The 14,311-nt window shown below is 50.9% G+C and carries 13 protein-coding genes; 11 read left to right on the top strand and 2 right to left on the bottom strand.

What is annotated here, in order from left to right; all coding sequences use genetic code 11:
- Positions 1 to 23 precede the first annotated feature (23 nt).
- Positions 24 to 2,027, bottom strand: coding sequence for a diguanylate cyclase (locus CGC65_RS17910; RefSeq protein WP_235622282.1), 2,004 nt, complete (start codon positions 2,025 to 2,027; stop codon positions 24 to 26).
- Positions 2,028 to 2,359: 332 nt separating this feature from the next.
- Between CGC65_RS17910 and CGC65_RS17905 the strand changes: the two genes are divergently transcribed.
- Positions 2,360 to 2,575 carry a hypothetical protein gene (locus CGC65_RS17905; RefSeq protein ID WP_002564751.1) on the top strand — a complete coding sequence of 72 codons (216 nt, stop codon included), beginning with the start codon at positions 2,360 to 2,362 and terminating at the stop codon, positions 2,573 to 2,575.
- A gap of 278 nt (positions 2,576 to 2,853) precedes the next feature.
- Positions 2,854 to 3,672: a DUF368 domain-containing protein gene (locus tag CGC65_RS17900; protein WP_038281605.1), complete on the top strand. Its 819-nt coding sequence runs from the start codon at positions 2,854 to 2,856 to the stop codon at positions 3,670 to 3,672.
- A gap of 50 nt (positions 3,673 to 3,722) precedes the next feature.
- On the opposite strand, the gene CGC65_RS17895 is transcribed toward CGC65_RS17900, so the two are convergent.
- Positions 3,723 to 4,613 carry a DegV family protein gene (locus CGC65_RS17895; protein ID WP_002564749.1) on the bottom strand — a complete coding sequence of 297 codons (891 nt, stop codon included), beginning with the start codon at positions 4,611 to 4,613 and terminating at the stop codon, positions 3,723 to 3,725.
- A 168-nt stretch (positions 4,614 to 4,781) separates the two neighbouring features.
- Between CGC65_RS17895 and CGC65_RS17890 the strand changes: the two genes are divergently transcribed.
- The 9 genes from CGC65_RS17890 to CGC65_RS17850 all read left to right on the top strand — a co-directional run bounded on the left by CGC65_RS17890 (position 4,782) and on the right by CGC65_RS17850 (position 14,311).
- Positions 4,782 to 5,459: an HAD family hydrolase gene (locus CGC65_RS17890; RefSeq protein WP_002564748.1), complete on the top strand. Its 678-nt coding sequence runs from the start codon at positions 4,782 to 4,784 to the stop codon at positions 5,457 to 5,459.
- Complete coding sequence (locus CGC65_RS17885; protein WP_002564747.1) at positions 5,446 to 6,477, top strand: metal ABC transporter substrate-binding protein; 1,032 nt, start codon at positions 5,446 to 5,448, stop codon at positions 6,475 to 6,477. Before CGC65_RS17890 ends, CGC65_RS17885 begins: the two co-directional genes overlap by 14 nt.
- A 52-nt stretch (positions 6,478 to 6,529) precedes the next feature.
- A complete protein-coding gene (locus tag CGC65_RS17880; RefSeq protein WP_002564746.1) occupies positions 6,530 to 7,306 on the top strand; it encodes a metal ABC transporter ATP-binding protein in 777 nt (258 codons plus the stop codon).
- Positions 7,303 to 8,124 (top strand): metal ABC transporter permease, encoded by an 822-nt coding sequence (locus CGC65_RS17875; protein WP_002564745.1) that lies wholly within the window; start codon positions 7,303 to 7,305, stop codon positions 8,122 to 8,124. The genes CGC65_RS17880 and CGC65_RS17875 overlap by 4 nt, the downstream gene beginning before the upstream one ends.
- 142 nt (positions 8,125 to 8,266) lie before the next feature.
- Positions 8,267 to 9,640 carry a TrkH family potassium uptake protein gene (locus CGC65_RS17870; protein WP_002564744.1) on the top strand — a complete coding sequence of 458 codons (1,374 nt, stop codon included), beginning with the start codon at positions 8,267 to 8,269 and terminating at the stop codon, positions 9,638 to 9,640.
- A 15-nt stretch (positions 9,641 to 9,655) separates the two neighbouring features.
- Positions 9,656 to 10,321, top strand: coding sequence for a potassium channel family protein (locus tag CGC65_RS17865; RefSeq protein WP_002564743.1), 666 nt, complete (start codon positions 9,656 to 9,658; stop codon positions 10,319 to 10,321).
- Positions 10,322 to 10,603: 282 nt separating this feature from the next.
- On the top strand, positions 10,604 to 11,446 hold the full coding sequence (locus CGC65_RS17860; protein WP_002564742.1) for a MerR family transcriptional regulator: 843 nt from the start codon (positions 10,604 to 10,606) through the stop codon (positions 11,444 to 11,446).
- A gap of 81 nt (positions 11,447 to 11,527) precedes the next feature.
- A complete protein-coding gene (locus CGC65_RS17855) occupies positions 11,528 to 12,568 on the top strand; it encodes an NAD(P)H-dependent amine dehydrogenase family protein (protein ID WP_002564741.1) in 1,041 nt (346 codons plus the stop codon).
- A 432-nt stretch (positions 12,569 to 13,000) separates the two neighbouring features.
- Positions 13,001 to 14,311, top strand: a complete 1,311-nt coding sequence (locus CGC65_RS17850; protein WP_038281917.1) for a CobW family GTP-binding protein — start codon at positions 13,001 to 13,003, stop codon at positions 14,309 to 14,311.

The raw sequence follows: 14,311 nt of genomic DNA, 5'->3' as shown, positions 1-14,311 counted from the left end.
AGCGCCGGGAAGCTCCTGTGTTTTCATAGACTGATACGGGAATCCCCATCCACCTGAGGAACTATCTGCCCCAGCTGTTTCAGCTGACGTGTAATGTGGTAGACAGTGAACAGGTTGAGGGGATTTTTGTGTTCGTCAATAATCAGTTTGCCTCTGAGCATGAACCACAGCCATGCACCGTCCTTCCTGCGAATCCGTATGATGCAGCTGCGTACGGTGTCGTCTGTGGAAAATACGGTCATGGTCTCCTGGAATGTATGGGTGTCATCCGGGTGCAGCTGCCTGAGGAACGATAAGGAGCCTCCGGACAAAAGCTTGTATTCGGACAGACTGCAGTAGCCAAGGGCGTGAAGCAGCCTGGAATTCATATATATGACCTCCGGGGATTCTGCCTGGTAGCTGGTCAGGAGGATGCCGCCGTTTACCACCTGGTTCAGAAGCCCCAGCTCATTATTGCCGTACAGCTCAAAATAGTGCTGGTCCGTTACATCCTCAATGAGACAGCCGCAGTAGCCTTCGTGGAATTGAAAGCACTCTATCTTAAGGTACTTGCTGCGTTCCGGGCTGAAATCATAAAACATCTGCCGCCCGCCGTGCATGGCTGTTTCATAGTAGGCGGGAAGGCGCCGCGTATCGGCGTCCGGGTAATGGCTCAGAAAGCTTTTTCGGTAGAGGATGTTTCTGGAACGGCATTCCAGGCGGGCACAGGCTTCATTTACATATACATAGGAAAAATCACAGGCCTGTCCGTCCTTTGCCTGAATTTGAATGATGGCAAAGGGGAAGGGGATGCTGTCATATATAAGTTTTGCGTGCTCCAGTTTGTCCTCCAGGGATAGGTCGGAGCTGGGAGCCGGATTCAGTTCCCGGAAGGAAATCATATTCTTTCCGTGGCTTTTGGCGTAGTAAAGCTCATCATCCGCTGCCCGTACCAGCTTGTGGTAATCATCCATGGAGGTAAGAACTGTGCTCACGACCCCTGCGCTGATCGTCACAAAGGGGGAGGCGCTTCGGTTGGCAGCGGGAATCTTTAAATCAGCCACAGATTTCCTCAAGCGGTCTCCAACCTTGATGGCGTCAGAGGGGTGGACATCACAGAGCAGTATTTGAAACTCTTCCCCTCCAAACCGGCAGATCAGGTCGTTCTCACGGTGGATGCTGCCGGACAGGGCTGCGGCTACCTTTTTCAGGCATTCGTCGCCCTGTACATGGCCGTATGTATCATTGTACTGTTTGAAATAGTCAATATCTATCATGATGACAGCCACAGGTACATGAAGCCGTATGCTATAGGGAATCAGCTCCTCCAGCCGGAGGGAATAGCCGTTACGGTTGAAAAGCTGTGTCAGCGGGTCCTTGTCGGCCCGTTCCTGAAGACAAACCTGTTCATCCCTGGCCTTTCTTACCATTTGCAGGTTGCTCACAATAATGTGGCAGCGCATCTGGGACAGAAACAGGCTGATGAAGCTGTAAAGGAACAGGTTGGAATACAGGGCCGGCGGTACATGGTGGGCCCTGAAAGCCGGAATCGCGGCCAGGGCGGTAGCCAGCACTGAGGCCAGCGCTTCTTTAAGGGAATAGATGGGGCCGGCGGCAATGTAAATGTAAAACATAAGGACGCTTTCTGCTGTCAGGCGGCTCTGCAGGCAGATGTGGTTCACTGCAATGCAGTACAGGGCAAATATGGCAGTGAAAAAGTATGTATGGTGTTTCAGCCTCCGCCTTGTGGAACAGGTCCGCTGCTGTTTCAATAAGTATTTGCAGTATACAATATTAAAGGCGATGAACAGAAGGAACAGCAGCATGGTAAAGCTGAGCATGGAAGCAGCTCTGCCTGTAAAGTCTGTGGCCAGATATACGATTAGACTGAAGGCTTCCATAATGATTAAAAGGATGGAATAATTCAAGGTCTGGCTGATGTTCATGGTCTGCACCGTATCGTAAATTTCGTCCGCATACAGACATCCTTTGCCATGGTCCTGTGCGGGAAAGATACAGGATAAATTTTTCTTTACATATTCTAACATAGTATAATATACAACCCCTGTCTTAATCGTGATTGCCATGCCCGTACCTGACTGGCCTGTCCGCTGTACAGCAGGCATGCAGCAGTTATAAGTAAAACCGGCGCTGGTATCATGCGTATTTTTTTGTTTGCGTCAATTACATAATACTGATAATATATGAGGGATATTGGGGAAATATTACCAAAGAACATGAAAAATCCGCAAAAAAAGACAAAAGTCGTTGTTTTTCCAATAACTCCCAGACACAGGACTCCTAATATGTGATAATATAGTTTTGCAACAGAAATGTAACAGATTTGTAATATCTGTAAGAAAGAAAGCGAGGACATACTATGTTATCAGTTTCATCTATGGCACTTGCTGCAATGCTGGGTTCTGCATGCGGCACTAATATGGCAAATATAAATGACTGCAACGCAGCACTTTACAATACGGGAAATTGTCCCCAGGCAGTACAGTACCAGAAGGGCGGACAGGACCTGAATTCCATGCTGTCACAGATGGGAGTCGGCATGATGCCTGGAAATTCCCAGTGCGGTGTTAATTAAGCGTATTGATTAAATACATTAATTAAATACATCGGATCCATATTCCGTTTCATTATCACATAATCATATTCCTCAAAAATAAATCCCGGAGAAAGGCAGAACTGCCTGCCCTCCGGGATTATTTTCATGTCCGGGGCAATAATAAGCCGTACCCGGACATAAATATATACAGAAAATTAATTCACTTTTCCGGCTGCATGGGGTAGAATATCGTTACTGTTGTTCCGGAAGGGACGCGCGTGCAGTAAGGTCACAGAAGGTGAAAAGGAGTATTTCCAGTGAATCGAGATAATGTGAAAATCATTTTAAAAGGAATGTGGATAGGGGGGACCATGACGGTGCCCGGAGTAAGCGGAGGGTCCATGGCCATGATTATGGGGGTTTATGACAGACTCATTTCATCCATCAGCTCCTTTTTCAAGGAACCTGCAGGAAGCATGGCCTTCCTGCTCAAATTCGTCCTGGGGGCAGGAACCGGAATGGTGCTGTTTTCGCGCTTTATCAGCTACCTGTTCACAACCAGGGCCGATGTTCCGCTCCGGTTTTTCTTCCTGGGAGCGGTGGCAGGAGGTGTTCCCATGATATACAGGGAGGCAGGCGTGAAAAAACTGGACCTGGGAGCGGTGGCCTATCCTGCCATAGGCATCCTGGGGGTGGTGCTTCTGGCGCTGATTCCCTCCGGACTTTTTACACCGGACGGAAGTTTCGGGCCCGCGGCCCTGCTCCTTCAGCTGGCTGGGGGATTCATCATTGCGGTGGGGCTGGTCCTGCCCGGAATCAGCGTGTCTCAGATGCTCTATATGCTGGGAATCTATGAAACCATTATAGGAAACATCAGCTCCTTTCATATCCTTCCCCTGATACCGCTGGGAGCCGGCGTGCTGGGCGGCATTTTCCTGACCACCAAGGTGCTGGAGCGGCTGATGTCCCGTCATCCCCAGCCCACCTATCTGATTATCCTGGGATTCATGTTCGGTTCCCTGCCGGAACTTTTTCCAGGTATCCCAACAGGCGCGGATCTGGCAGCGGCCCTTATAGCCGGAGCTGCGGGTTTTGCGGCTCTGTATGTGATGTCCATGAAAGAACAGAGAACCTAAAGGGCCGGAGCGCGGCCGGGGCGCGTCAGAAAGCAGTTTTCAGACACACTCTACACGGTTCTGCCGTCTCCCCAGAAAACCAGGCATACGGTGCCGGGACCGGTATGGGAGCCGATGACAGTGCCGATATCCACGATGAAAACCTTTCCGTTTAAATGAGGGAAAGTTTCCTCTACCAGGCTGGCCACTGCCTCGGCATCTTCGGGGCAGGAGGATTGGGACAGGAAGCATTTTCCGTTATAGGCATCGCCCTGTTCAGCATGTTCCTTCATCCGCTCCACCATTTCCCGGATAACGCGCTTCTTGCCCCGGTACTTGTCCCGGGGAATCAGTTTGCCTTCCGCATTCACTTCCAGCAGGGGACATATGTTGAGCATATTGCCAAAGAAGGCAGCTGAGGCAGAGATGCGTCCTCCCCGTCTTAAATGGGTCAAATCAGAGGTGAAGAACCAATGATGGACCCTTTTTTTATTCTCCTCAATCCAGGATACAAGTTCCCTGTATTCTGCACCTGCCTGCATCATCTCCCAGGCCGTGTCCACCAGAAGTCCGTAGCCCGCTGAGGCGCAGCAGGAGTCAATGACGGCAATCTGCCGGTCCGGATAACGCTCCAGCATCTCATCCCTGGCAATGACTGCCGAATTATAGGTGCCGGATATGCCGGAGGAGAGGGTCATGTGGATGATATCCTTTCCTTCTTTTAATATGGGCTCAAACATGGCTTCGTATTGTTCCGGGTTCACCTGGGACGTGGTGGGCATGGCGCCCTGCCTGATGTTCTCGTAAAAATCCTCAATGGGAATGGACTTTCCCAGGTCGTCGTCATATTCCATGCCGTTCATCCGGAAATGAAAGCAGGAGTAGGGGATGCCTCTCTCTGTCAGATAAGACGCCGGCAGATCGGCTGTGGAACAGCAGGTAATCATATAGGAATTCGTCATGGTTTGCTCCTTTTAAAGTGGGAAAAATTAGCTGTCTTGTGTTGAAAAAAGTATAGCATGCCAGGGGTGCGGTGTCAAATGCAGTGGAAAAACAGATGGAACTGTGCTATGATGTAGGTTGTGTCAAGACAGATTTGCGTATAGCCATGGAAAGGAATGGTAACCATAATGTATAAATGCTGTATATTCGACCTGGACGGGACCCTTGTGAATTCAATCTATGCCATCCAGAAGTCAGTGAATGATACCCTGAGTTATTGGAACATGCGTGAAATCAGCGTGGAGGAGAGCCGGCTCTATGTGGGGGACGGTTATAAGAAGCTGCTGGAGCGGTCCCTTATTGCCTGCGGGGATAAGGAGCTGACCCATTATGAGGAGGCGGTGGAGCGGTATCAGGACATTTTTCGGGAATGCTGTATGTACCGTGTGGAGGCATACGAGGGAATCGGGGAGCTTCTGGAGTTTTTAAAGTCGCAGGGCATTTTCATTGCAGTGCTGTCCAACAAGCCCCATCCCAGAACACTGGATAATGTGCAGGGAGTGTTTGGAAAGGGGTATTTTGACCTGGTCTACGGAGAGCGGGAGGATAAGGGAATCAAGAAGAAGCCTTGCCCTGACGGCGTATGGGCCATAGCGGAGGAACTGGGACTTTCAAAGAGCGAAATCCTCTATCTGGGGGATACCAACACGGACATGGAGACCGGGGACAATGCAAAGGTGGATACAGTGGGAGTGACCTGGGGATTTAGGACCAGGGAAGAGCTTATGGCTTTCCATCCGGCGCTTATTGCGGACCATCCGTCCCAGGTTGTTCAGTATATAAAGGATGTGAATGGAATTGAATGATAGAATGCCCCTGAGATACAGGGGAATTACGTGGCTTATGGCCTTGCTTGGTTTCGCAGTCATGGTCATAAGTATATGGGGATGCGCCGCCGGACAGAGGCCGCTTGAATCAGGAAAGGCGTCTGCTGCCGGCCAGGAGGGAAAGGATGACCGCATCCTTGTGGTAACCACCATCTTTCCCTACTATGATTTTGTGCGCCAGATTGCAGGGGACCGGGTGAAGCTTAAGCTGGTGGTGCCCGCGGGTATGGACAGCCATTCCTTTGAACCTACGCCTGCTGATATGATTGCCATGCAGGAGGCCGATGTGCTGATCTGCAACGGCGGCGAGATGGAGCAGTGGGTGGAGAAAGTGCTGGGCTCCCTGGACACCAGCCACATGAAGGTTCTGACCATGATGGACTATGTGGACGTGGTGGAGGAAGAGCATGTGGAAGGCATGGAGGAGGAGGAAGAACACCGCCATGAGGACGGCTTTGAGATGCACATTGAATACGATGAGCATATATGGACCTCCCCTGTCAATGCCCGGGCCATTGTAAAAATAATAAGCCAGACCTTGTCAGAGGCAGCTCCCCGGGAGAAAAGCCGTTTTGAGGATAATACCCAGGCATACCTGAAGGAACTTAAGGAACTGGACAGCCAGTTCCGACAGGTGGTAAACCAGGGGCGTCTCCATATGATTGTGGTGGCAGACAAGTTTCCCTTCCGCTATTTCGCGGATGAGTACGGCCTTTCCTACCGCGCTGCCTTTTCCGGGTGCAGCGGGGACACGGAGCCCAGCGCCAGGACCATTGCCTATCTGATAGACAAGGTAAAGGAGGACCGGATTCCGGCTGTCTATTACCTGGAGCTTTCCAGCCACAGGACAGCGGAAATCATTCAGGAGGAAACAGGAGCAATGCCCCTTCTTCTCCATTCCTGCCACAACGTGACCAGGAAGCAGTTCGACGAGGGCGTCACCTATCTCCAGCTTATGAAACAGAATGTGGAGAACCTGCGGTATGGGCTGGAATAACCTGAGCCGGGATAATCCGGGCTGGAATAACCAATTGTAAAAGGGGTAAAATATGTCACCATTAATTCAATGCCAGCATGTGGACTTCGGATACGATAACCAGGATGCTGTGACCGATGTAAATATGGAAGTGGACCCCGGGGATTATCTGTGCATCGTGGGTGAGAACGGATCCGGCAAGAGTACACTGATGAAGGGGCTTTTGGGCTTAATCAAGCCTACGGGCGGAACGCTTGTAACGGCAGATGAGCTAAAGAGGACCGGTATCGGCTACCTGCCCCAGCAGACGGCCGCCCAGAAGGATTTTCCTGCCACTGTCTCAGAGGTGGTCTTAAGCGGCTGCTTAAACCGTAGGGGAATGCTTCCGTTTTATTCTAAGAAAGAAAAAGAGATTGCGGACAGGAACATGGAGAAGCTGGGGATCACACCCATCAGGAAGCAGTGCTACAGGGAGCTGTCCGGCGGGCAGCAGCAGCGGGTACTTATAGCCAGGGCCCTGTGCGCCACCAGCTCCCTGCTGATACTGGACGAGCCCATCACTGGGTTAGACCCCACGGCCATCCAGGAGTTTTACACCATGATCCGGAGGTTGAACAGGGAGGACAAGGTGGCTATACTCATGGTGTCCCATGACCTGAGAAATGCGGTGGAGGAGGCCAATAAGATACTTCACCTGCAAAAGCGTGTCCTGTTCTACGGGCCTGCCCACGACTATATGAACAGCCAGGCAGCCGGCCATTTCTTCCATGAAAAGGAACAGGGCAGATGCAAGCCCACAGCCGGATGCCACACGGTGAAGCTGCACATGCACAAGGAGGATAAATCATGAATCTGATACGAGAAATGCTTTCCTACCCATTTCTGGTAAGGGCTCTTGCGGGCGGCATGATGGTATCCCTGTGCGCGTCCCTGCTGGGAGTGAGCCTGGTGCTCAGGCGGTACAGCATGATTGGGGACGGCTTGTCCCATGTGTCCTTCGGGGCCCTTTCCATTGCCCTGGCCATGGGATGGTCCCCCCTTAAGATATCCATTCCGGTGGTGGTCCTGGCTGCTTTTTTCCTGCTTCGGATTACGGAGAACAGCCGGATTAAAAGCGATGCGGCCATTGCCCTCATATCAGCCAGCGCCCTGGCGCTAGGCATCATCGTCACTTCCCTGACCACGGGTATGACCACGGATGTGAGCAGTTATATGTTCGGAAGCATCCTGGCCATGAGCAGGGAGGATGTTTGGCTCAGCGTGGTGCTGTCCCTGGTGGTGCTGGGGCTGTTTGTAATATGCTACAACCGCATATTTGCAGTGACCTTTGACGAGAATTTTGCCAAGGCAACAGGGGTCAATGTGGGCCGCTACAATATCATTATAGCTGTTCTCACGGCAGTGACCATTGTGCTGGGAATGAGGATGATGGGGGCCATGCTTATATCCAGCCTTGTGATATTTCCATGCCTTTCCTCCATGCGGGTATTCAAAAGCTTTGGAGGCGTCATGGTGTCCTCGGGCCTTCTGTCCCTGGCCTGCTTTTTCGCAGGCATGGTGGCATCCTACCAGTTTTCCATACCGGCCGGGGCCAGCGTGGTGGTGGTGAATCTGTGCGCTTTCCTTTTGTTCATGGCGTGGCAGTCCCTGGGCCGCCTGAGAGGCTGATGCCTCCGGCCGGGGCCGGCTGTTTTATCCGCTGGCTATATCCTGTTTTGCAGTAGACAGTCCGGGGCTAAAGTGCTAAAATGCTCTTTATGCGGAGGGATCCGCGGTAAAAATAACTTATGGGATTTAAAATGAGGGGAACATGAATGAGAAGCTGTTTGGAAAAAAACCAAAACATTACCGTTTAAAAAAACATATATCACAGACCCAGTTCATTGCCTATGGGTTTTTCCTGATTATCATGACAGGAAGCCTGCTTCTGATGCTTCCCATAGCCAGCAGGGACGGGCAGAGCGAGCCATTCCTCAACTGCCTGTTTACGGCAACCAGCGCTTCCTGCGTGACGGGGCTGGTGGTGGCAGATACCTGGACCCAGTGGAGCCTGTTTGGCCAGATGGTGCTGCTGGTGCTGATTCAGCTGGGGGGATTGGGGTTTATCAGCATCGGCATTTTCCTGTCTATTGTTCTGAGAAGGAAAATCGGACTCAAAGAGCGGGGGCTTATGCAGGAAAGCGTCAACACCCTGCAGATTGGCGGCATGGTGAAGCTGGCCAAGAAAATCATCATCGGCACAGCTGTTTTTGAGGGAGCAGGCGCTGTTATACTGGCCTGCCGGTTTATTCCGGAGTACGGTCTGGTCCACGGTACCTGGTATGGAATATTTCATTCTGTTTCGGCCTTTTGTAATGCCGGCTTTGACCTGATGGGACACACCAGCCAGTATAGTTCTCTTTGTAATTATGAGGGGGACTGGGTGGTTATAGGAACTATATCCTTCCTGATTATTACAGGCGGTATCGGATTCATTGTCTGGGACGATTTGTCTAGGAAGAAGCTGGATTTCCGCCACTACATGCTTCACACCAAAATCGTGCTGGTTACAACGGCAGTTCTTCTGATTACCAGCACCATACTCTTTTATCTGATGGAGCGCAATAATATTCTGGTGGGAATGAATGGTTCTGAGTCCTTTCTGGCCTGTTTCTTCAGCGCGGTCACACCCAGGACAGCCGGATTTAACAATGTAGACACGGCAGCCCTGACAGACGGGAGCAAGTTTTTGTCAGCCATCCTCATGTTCATCGGAGGAAGCCCGGGCTCCACGGCCGGCGGTATCAAGACCAGCACCCTGGCAGTGCTTCTGCTTTACGTCCATTCCAATATCCGCCAGACATACGGGGTGGAGATATTCGGAAGAAGGCTGGAGGACGAGTCCATCAGGCAGTCGGCCTGTATTCTGACCATCAACCTGGGTCTGATGCTGGCAGCCACCATAGCCATTATGGTGTCCCAGAACCTGCCTATGTCGGATGTGTTCTTTGAGACATGTTCCGCTATAGGCACCTCAGGAATGAGCACAGGAGTTACCAGAAGCCTGAATTCATTTTCCCGGATTGTTATTATACTGCTTATGTACTGCGGACGAATCGGAAGCTTGTCCTTTGCCCTGGCATTCACCAGGTCCAACCGCAAGCCCCATGTGCAGCTGCCGGCAGAGCGGATTACCATAGGATAGAGAGGGGTATTAGAGATGAAATCAATTCTTGTTATCGGAATCGGAAGGTTTGGCCAGCACCTGTGTGAAAACCTGGCCAAGCATGACAATCAAATCATGGCAGTGGACATATCAGAGGAGAAGCTGGAGCCCGTCCTTCCATATGTGGTCAGCGCCAAGATTGGAGACTGTACCAATGAGGCCGTGCTTAAGAGCCTGGGAATCGGCAACTTCGATATCTGTTTTATCTGTATCGGAAACAACTTTCAGAACAGTCTGGAGGTTACCAGTCTGATTAAGGAGATAGGGGCAAAGTACGTTGTCAGCAAGGCAAACCGCAATATTCATGCCAGGCTGCTGCTAAAGAACGGGGCGGACGAGGTGGTTTATCCGGACCGGGACGTGGCCGAGAAGGTAGCGGTGCGTTACAGCGCCAACAATGTGTTTGACTATACGGAGCTGGCAGACGGCATTTCCATCTATGAAATCAAGCCCCTTCCCCAGTGGGTGGGAAAGAGCATAAAGGATTCCGATATCCGGCGGCTGTACGGCATATCGGTTATCGCGGTGAAAAACCCGGACGGACACATGAGGTTCATGCCCGGTGCCGACCATGTCATAGCAGGGGATAACCACCTGATGGTGATTGGAAAACAGGAGGATGCGGAGAAGATTGTGAAGCATCTGACGAAAAATGTATAAGAAGGATGATGAGTCCAACGGATAATAGGGCCGGAGAAATGGCTGCCTGTGTTGACAGGCTGCTGTTTCTCCGGTTGTTTTCGTTCTGCGGTGTCTGTAACTGCTGAAGAGGGCCAGAGGTGGGGGAGGGGAAGTTTGAGTGTTAAATGTAAGACGAATTTTCAATAAGACGTCGGAAACATTATTGCCGGTATAAGGTTTTTTTAGTATAATTATGCTATGCAAATCCTGTAAATAACGCTTTAATTGGAAGTTATACATAATAAAGAGGAGGTGCACACTGTGAAAGAACTGTCAATAGGACAGATGGCCCGGCTTAACGGGCTGTCAGAGCAGACGCTGAGGCTGTATGACAAGGCAGGCCTGTTTTCACCCATGTACCGGGATGCGGAAAACGGCTACCGTTACTATGATATCCGCCAGAGCGCCCAGCTGGATATGATTCAGCATATGAAGGCCCTGGGCATGTCCTTAAAGGACATCAGGGAGCAGATGACCCATTTTGAGCTTGATATGTTCAAGACAATCCTGCACCGGAACCTGGAGGAGCTGGAGTTGAGATCCAGGGAGCTGATGTACCAGAGAAGGGCCATAGAGCGGACCCTTGAAAGCTATGAATGGTATGAAAACGCGCCGCCGGACGGGACCATTGTGCTGGAATACATACCCCGGAGACTGACGTATATGACGGATTCAGGAGTGAATTTCTATGATTACGACATTGATGTATATGAAAAGATACTGAGGGATTTGAAGGAGAACCTGATTGCCAACCAGCTCTCCCCCATTTATTTTTACAATGCAGGCACCGTGATGCGCAGGGAACACCTGATGGAGGGGAGGTACTATTCCACGGAGATATTTGTGCTGGTGGACCGGGGCTTTGTAAAGGACAGCCTGATTACGGAGATACCGGCCAGCACATACCTGTGCATTTACTGCAATGGATTTGAAAGGGAAAAGGAATATATGGGCCGTCTGGTGGAGGAAATCAGGACAAAGGAGTATCAGGTGACAGGCGACTATATCTGCGAGGTGGTGGCGGAGGTGCCCATGGATATGCAGGAGAGAGGCATGTTCCTGCGCCTTCAGGTGCCGGTATCTTTCAGGAAAAATAACCCTTGACCTGATACCGTGTATAAGCTTTATACTATTAACAGAAGCTAATAACACGTAACTTATTTTCAGGAAAGGGGTTTAAGAATCATGATGAATTGCGAGAAAATCCGTGTGGTACAGTATGGCTGCGGCAAGATGGCCAAGTACATCCTGCGCTATCTTTATGAAAAGGGCGCTGAGATTGTAGGGGCAATTGATGTGAATCCGGCCGTGGTAGGAATGGACGTAGGTGATTTTGCAGGGCTTGGCACAAAGCTGGGCGTGGTGATAAGGGAGGACGCTGATGCGGTCCTGGATGAGTGCGACGCTGACATTGCCGTGGTTACCCTGTTCAGCTTCATGTCAGATGTATATCCCTATTTTGAGAAATGCGTGTCCAGGGGAATCAATGTGGTGACCACCTGCGAGGAGGCCATCTATCCATGGACCACGTCCTCAGCTGTTACCAACAAGCTGGATAAGCTGGCTAAGGAAACCGGCTGCACCATAGTGGGAGCCGGTATGCAGGATATTTTCTGGATTAACATGATTGGCTGTGTGGCGGGAGGCGTACACCGCATTAACAGGATTGAGGGAGCCACCAGCTATAACGTTGAAGATTACGGTCTGGCACTGGCAAAGGCTCACGGCGTGGGGCTTACACCGGAGGAGTTTGAAGCTCAGATTGCCCACCCGGAGACACTGGAGCCCTGTTATGTATGGAATTCCAATGAAGCGCTGTGCAATAAGATGGGATGGACCATCAAGTCCCAGTCCCAGAAGTGCGTGCCATATTTCTATCCCACGGACCTGTATTCAGAGACCATGGGAATGACCATACCAAAGGGAAACTGCATCGGTATGAGCGCCGTGGTCACCACCGAGACCTTCCAGGGTCCGGTTATAGAGACCCAGTGCATCGGCAAGGTATACGGACCGGATGACGGCGATTTGTGCGACTGGAAAATCATAGGCGAACCCGACACCACCTTCTTTGTACAGAAGCCGGCCACTGTGGAGCATACCTGCGCCACCATTGTAAACCGGATTCCGACCATTTTAAATGCTCCGGCAGGTTACATTACGGTGGAGAAGCTGGAGGATGTGGAGTATCTTTCCTATCCGATGCATATGTATTTGGATATGTAAGAGGAGATGTAAGAGGAAACTGGCCGGTAGAATCATGGACTTAACCGGCTGAGCACGGCGAAAGCCGGTCAGGCAGAACGGAGATAAAGAAAAAAGAATGGGCAAGGGCCCGCGGTACCGGGACAACAGCCAGGCAGGCGAGAAGGTCTGCCTGGCTGTTTGCTGCATTTTTTCTCAAAAACTCTTGCCTGACCCTTTGTAACGGTTAAAATATGGATAAAATGAAAGTGTGATACGACAGAATAGAAACAGAGCGGTAATAGAATAGCAATAGAATAGGGCCATATGTCTTGACTTTATCCAGTGAATGTGCAACAATATTCAATTGACAGGCTTTACAAACAGAGCTTTGCCAGGACAGGACGGCGGATGGTTTTACTTGCTTACTGGGCTGGCAGGGCTTCGGATACTGAGAAAGAGGGAAAGAATAAAATGACAAAGATTGATATTATCTCCGGATTCCTGGGAGCGGGCAAGACTACGTTCATTAAGAAGCTCCTGGAGGAGGCCATTGCCGGAGAACAGGTTGTCCTGATTGAAAATGAGTTTGGCGAGATTGGAATTGACGGCGGTTTTCTGAAGGATTCAGGCATTGAAATCCGGGAGATGAATTCAGGCTGCATCTGCTGCTCTCTGGTAGGTGATTTTGGTACATCCCTGGCTGAGGTTCTGACACAGTACAAGCCGGAGCGCATCATCATCGAACCGTCCGGTGTGGGCAAGCTGTCAGATGTGATGAAGGCAGTCATTGACGTATCAGCAGATATGGATGTGGAGCTAAACAGCGCTGTAACCATTGTGGATGCGGCAAAATGCAAAATGTACATGAAGAATTTCGGAGAGTTCTTCAATAATCAGATAGAGAATGCAGGAACCATCGTACTGAGCCGTACAGACATTACGGATGCCTCTAAAATACAGAAGGATGTGGACATGATTCGCGAGAAGAATGCAAATGCTGTCATTATCACCACTCCTCTGGACCAGCTTGGAGGAAGCCAGCTTCTGGAGATTATTGAGAAGAAGGATACTATGCTGGATGATCTGCTGGCAGAGGTGCGGGAGAGCCGCCATCATGACGGTCATGGCGAGGAGTGCTGCGGGCACCACCACGGCCATGATGAGGAATGCCATGAGCATCACCACGATCACGATGAGGAGTGCCATGAGCATCACCATGACCATGATGAGGAGTGCCATGAGCATCACCACCACGGTCATGATGAGGAATGCCATGAGCACCACCACGGCCATGACGAGGAATGCCATGAGCATCATCACCACGATCATGATGAGGAATGCCATGAGCACCACCACGGCCATGACGAGGAATGCCATGGGCATCACCACCACGATCACGATGAGGAATGCCATGAGCATCACCACGGCCATGACGAGGAATGCCATGGGCATCATCACCATGATGGCTGCGGTCATGAGCATCACCATCATCATCATGCAGACGAGGTGTTTACCAGCTGGGGAATGGAAACCATTGTTCCGGTGACCCATGAGCAGCTGGAGGATATTCTGAAACGTCTCTCTTCCACCAGGGAGTTTGGAGATGTGTTAAGGGCCAAGGGAATGCTTCCCACAGAGAATCCCGGTGAGTGGCTGTATTTTGATTTGGTGCCGGAGCAGTATGAAATCCGCCAGGGCAGACCGGATTATACAGGCAAGGTATGTGTGATTGGCGCCAGCCTGAAAGAGGAAGAGCTGAACAGCGTATTCGGCAGAGGCTGA

The organism is Enterocloster bolteae (genome assembly GCF_002234575.2).
Lineage (GTDB): Bacteria > Bacillota > Clostridia > Lachnospirales > Lachnospiraceae > Enterocloster > Enterocloster bolteae.
Note: the sequence above shows the minus strand (reverse complement) of the source record. Positions and strands in the feature narration are given on the sequence as shown.

What these genes read in the sequence shown, in the direction of transcription:
- CGC65_RS17870 (WP_002564744.1), top strand. Translation starts at nt 8,267, where the DNA reads ATGAATGAGAAGCTGTTTGGAAAAAAACCAAAACATTACCGTTTAAAA.
- CGC65_RS17890 (WP_002564748.1), top strand. Translation starts at nt 4,782, where the DNA reads ATGTATAAATGCTGTATATTCGACCTGGACGGGACCCTTGTGAATTCA.
- CGC65_RS17895 (WP_002564749.1), bottom strand. Translation starts at nt 4,613, where the DNA reads ATGACGAATTCCTATATGATTACCTGCTGTTCCACAGCCGATCTGCCG.
- CGC65_RS17850 (WP_038281917.1), top strand. Translation starts at nt 13,001, where the DNA reads ATGACAAAGATTGATATTATCTCCGGATTCCTGGGAGCGGGCAAGACT.
- CGC65_RS17880 (WP_002564746.1), top strand. Translation starts at nt 6,530, where the DNA reads ATGTCACCATTAATTCAATGCCAGCATGTGGACTTCGGATACGATAAC.
- CGC65_RS17875 (WP_002564745.1), top strand. Translation starts at nt 7,303, where the DNA reads ATGAATCTGATACGAGAAATGCTTTCCTACCCATTTCTGGTAAGGGCT.
- CGC65_RS17865 (WP_002564743.1), top strand. Translation starts at nt 9,656, where the DNA reads ATGAAATCAATTCTTGTTATCGGAATCGGAAGGTTTGGCCAGCACCTG.
- CGC65_RS17905 (WP_002564751.1), top strand. Translation starts at nt 2,360, where the DNA reads ATGTTATCAGTTTCATCTATGGCACTTGCTGCAATGCTGGGTTCTGCA.
- CGC65_RS17855 (WP_002564741.1), top strand. Translation starts at nt 11,528, where the DNA reads ATGATGAATTGCGAGAAAATCCGTGTGGTACAGTATGGCTGCGGCAAG.
- CGC65_RS17910 (WP_235622282.1), bottom strand. Translation starts at nt 2,027, where the DNA reads ATGTTAGAATATGTAAAGAAAAATTTATCCTGTATCTTTCCCGCACAG.
- CGC65_RS17885 (WP_002564747.1), top strand. Translation starts at nt 5,446, where the DNA reads ATGGAATTGAATGATAGAATGCCCCTGAGATACAGGGGAATTACGTGG.